This is a genomic window from Pseudonocardia oceanicola (assembly GCF_047200735.1).
Lineage (GTDB): Bacteria > Actinomycetota > Actinomycetes > Mycobacteriales > Pseudonocardiaceae > Pseudonocardia.
The window spans coordinates 1-3,530 of the sequence record NZ_JBJZON010000060.1; the positions used below are offsets into that span (position 1 = coordinate 1).

Here is a 3,530-nt window from a genome sequence, read left to right on the forward strand (position 1 = left end):
CACCGCCGCCGAAGCGGTCTCCAATGCACCGCGGGTTAGCGTGAACGGCGCCGCGTTGTGGATCTTCTGCGCCTCCACGATCAGCGCTCGCACCGCGTCCAGGTGGTCCACCGCCGCCTGGAGCTGACGCACCACCGCGTGCGAGAGGCCGTAGGGGTGGGCCAGCTCGTCATCGCGACGCAGCGGACTGCCCGGCTCCGGCACCTGGTCGTAGTGACTGATCGCGTCCCGCAGCCGCGCGACGCGATCGAACGTCAGCAGGAGACCCCGCTGGACCTCCTTGTCGGAGAGCTTGCGCGGGTGGTCCGGCTGCTCGACCGGCATACCACCGGCGCCACCATCGATCACACTCGGCAGCTTGTCAGGGCCGCCCAGCGAGGAGGGCGTGAGGTCGCTTCGGCAGCCGCGTCATCCGGCGGTACGGGAACCATCCCGACGAACGCGCTCAGGTCCAGCAGGGCGGCGCGCACGGCGAGGGGCCTCGACAGATCCCCGCGCCTGACCCCGTTGACCCTCTCCCCGCGGGGCCGGAAGCTGCTGGGTTGTGAGCGGTGACGAGGACTACTACGGCGGTGACTATCTCCAGGACATCGCTGAGCATCGGCTGCTGGAGTGCGGCGGGGAGCAGTTGCGCCTGGCGGCCCACGACGAGGCCGGCCGCTACGTCGACGAGCGTTACCCCTGGGATGGGCTGGGGGATGAGCCCGCCGAGCGGGTCAGTGCCTACATCAGTGTGCTCTGGGAGTGCGGCGACTCGGCAGAGCCCGGCCAGTCAGCTTGACGCCAGGTGGCATCCGCTCAATCGAGAATCTCCGGGCTGGGCGGTGTCCACCGCAGTCTGGATGGCACGCTGACGCTTGCGCCGCCGGAGGGCCCAGCAGCCCACGCCGCTGAGCAGCGTCGCGACGCCGCCCGCGATGAGCTTGGCGGTGAAGTTCGGCAGCACCGTCGCGACAATGGAGGCGATGACTCCGCTTGCGAAGCCAGCGACCAGCACCGCGGTTCCGAGGACCATGCCGAGCACCACCAGGGCGAACGACCGGATGGCCGGCTCGTTGATCCACTTGTCGAACGTCTCGCGCCAGCTCGTCGCCGTGGGGGCCGTCGTGCGGCGCTTCTTGTCGGGCATTCCGTCCTCCTCGTTGTGGGGGGTTCTGCAACTAGGGACGAATGAGCCCGCCGGTTTTTCAGGTCGGGATGAGTGAGAAAACGAAAAACGGGGCCCCAGGACAAGTTCTCCTGTCCCAGGGCCCCGCTGCGTCGAGCCGATTCGACTCTCTCACGAGATCGTAGTAGAAGGTTATGGCGTGACGCCGAGGATCACCAAGTCTCTCGGCGTGCCATAGCCTACGGTCGGCCTCTGTTCGGCGGGGTGCTGGCATCGCGGCATCGGATACTCTTCATGCTCGTCTGAACCTTCCTCTTCCTAATCTCCGCCGAGGTCAATCTGACTCGGCTTCTCCACCGTCATTCGTGCGGTGGAACTAGATCTGCGTTCCCGGTTTCAGCCGGGGACTCAGTCCGAATGGCCATCATCTTGATGGCTATTCAGTTTTCCGGACCTGCCGTCGGCCTGACGGCCTTCTTCCCAGCGGGCTCTCCGAGCGAGCTTGTGGTGGCTCCACCAGATCGCAGCTGTCGCCGAGGAAGGAGGTCCCCGCGCCGTGTGTCCTGTCCGTCATCAGGTCAGCCGGCGAGCACTACATCCACGTAGTCGATCGCGTCGGGGTCACCGAGTTCCGCAGCTCGGTGCCACCAGGTCCGTGCCTTATCGAAGTGGTGGGTTGCCTCAAACAACTCGGCGATGCGCCGAGCTGTCTCTGGATCCCCACTCTCACCAAAGGCTCGTAGGCATTCAACTAATTCAGAGTACCTCCGGCGAGTGTCGTTGGTAGTGGACTTCTCTGCTCCCTCAAAGGGGGGCGAGACCGCCCCCCGCCCCGCCGAAAGGCGGAGCGGGGAAGCGGCGGCAGTGGCCATGTTCAGAAGTTCCTGAACGGTACGAATTGATTCCGTGATGGCCTGCCGAGTCGGACCATCAACGGCGTTCACAGCGCTCATCTGAGGTCCTTCCTCTCGAATAACTGTCAGGTCCGAGAATGAATTTGCTGGAGGCGTCGTAGGCCCGCCTTATAATACCCGTAGGCGGTACCTAATCCGATGTCCAGCATTTCCGCGACCTCGGACATACTCATCCCGACGAACCGAAAGTAGAGGACCTCTTGCTGTCGCTTGGTGAGGTCCTTTAACTGCCAGACCACGCTCGCGTGCTCTGCTACCTTCTCGCCGGGATCCCGGGTCAAGTCGTTGTCGATCGGGGGCCACGACTCGACCGTAGTGATCATCTTGCGCTCGCTGGCCGCACGCCGGAAATGATCGATCGTGCGATGGCTGAGCGCCTTCATGGCGTAACCGCGCGACAGCACCTTCCACGCGGGAGTGCCGCTCGCGTAGCTCCTGTAGAGGTTGGCGAAGGTGTCCTGGACGATGTCCTCGGCCAGGCGTTCGTCACCCCGACAGCTCCGCCAGCAGACCCAGTAGAGGTTCCTGTAGTGCTCGCGGTAGAAGTTGGAGAACTCTTCCACCTCGGTGGTCGGCGGCACCCTCACGGGCACCCCCTCCCCAGTTGCGGAGCCACGGTATGCGGAAACACCGTGCACCCCCTTCTCTGGCGACGGATGGACACCACGAGCCGGGTGCAGCCCCGCTGGCTGCGGCGTGCCTCCGGCTCCCGGGTGAGAGGGGACTCTCGACCGTTAATACGAACGGGCCCCTGGAATCCTCACTACTCCGCGTCAAGATTTTTTGCAGGACGCGTATACGCAGGTCAGGACAGCGCCGTGAGGGCCCGTTACCTGTCCTGAAGCGTGTGGAGGTCGCCCTCCTGCAGATCAAGACGCAGCCTGCGATACCCGGTCGGGTGTCGCCAGCGACCGTGATCACGGGCGGTGCCGACGTCGAGCTCCACGACGACACTCGGGCCGCACGCGTGTGTAGCGCAGCGGCGTGACCTCCCCGAACCGTGGCCGCAGGGTCTCCGGCCAAGGGGTGCTCGTCGGCGGGCTGGAGAAGGGCGCTCAGCTCGTCTCTCGCGGTCCGCGGGAGAGGAAGAGGGTCTGCCCGACAACGTGGAGGGCTCTCGTCGGTCGGGGAGAGTCCCAGAACGGACTGGCAGATGGACCGAGGACACAGGGGGAGCACATGCCTTCAGCCCCACAGCAGCGGGCGGACGCCCAACGGGCCTCGGATCGGCGCGACGTTTTTCTCTGTCGGATGGTGGCCAGGGGCACTGAGCGGAGAGAGCCCGATGGGGTCGGTGCTGAGAAGTCAACAATTTAACGTTAAGACGCTAACACGGGTCACCGATTTAGTATGTTAACGTTAAAACGATGCTTTCCATCTGGCACAATGTCTAAGTAGGCGAATTTAACGTGTTTAGCTCAAGCCATTTAATTCATTCACATTTTCATGTCTTTATGTTTAATAGTTTTAACGTTAACACACGTTGTCTACCTGCATAGACAGCGCGC

At 63.7% G+C, this 3,530-nt stretch carries 4 protein-coding genes; 1 reads left to right on the forward strand and 3 read right to left on the reverse strand.

Annotation, left to right across the window (positions count from 1 at the left end):
• On the reverse strand, positions 1-324 hold a 324-nt coding region (locus tag ACL02T_RS34705), incomplete at its 3' end, for a hypothetical protein (RefSeq protein ID WP_412835063.1).
• A gap of 220 nt (positions 325-544) precedes the next feature.
• Between ACL02T_RS34705 and ACL02T_RS34710 the strand changes: the two genes are divergently transcribed.
• A complete protein-coding gene (locus ACL02T_RS34710) occupies positions 545-781 on the forward strand; it encodes a hypothetical protein (protein WP_412835064.1) in 237 nt (78 codons plus the stop codon).
• On the opposite strand, the gene ACL02T_RS34715 is transcribed toward ACL02T_RS34710, so the two are convergent.
• Both ACL02T_RS34715 and ACL02T_RS34720 read right to left on the reverse strand, forming a co-directional pair.
• Positions 773-1,129: a hypothetical protein gene (locus ACL02T_RS34715; RefSeq protein WP_412835065.1), complete on the reverse strand. Its 357-nt coding sequence runs from the start codon at positions 1,127-1,129 to the stop codon at positions 773-775. The two genes, ACL02T_RS34710 and ACL02T_RS34715, sit on opposite strands and share 9 nt — an antisense overlap.
• Before the next feature lie 958 nt (positions 1,130-2,087).
• Positions 2,088-2,603, reverse strand: a complete 516-nt coding sequence (locus ACL02T_RS34720) for an RNA polymerase sigma factor (protein ID WP_412835066.1) — start codon at positions 2,601-2,603, stop codon at positions 2,088-2,090.
• Positions 2,604-3,530 lie beyond the last annotated feature (927 nt).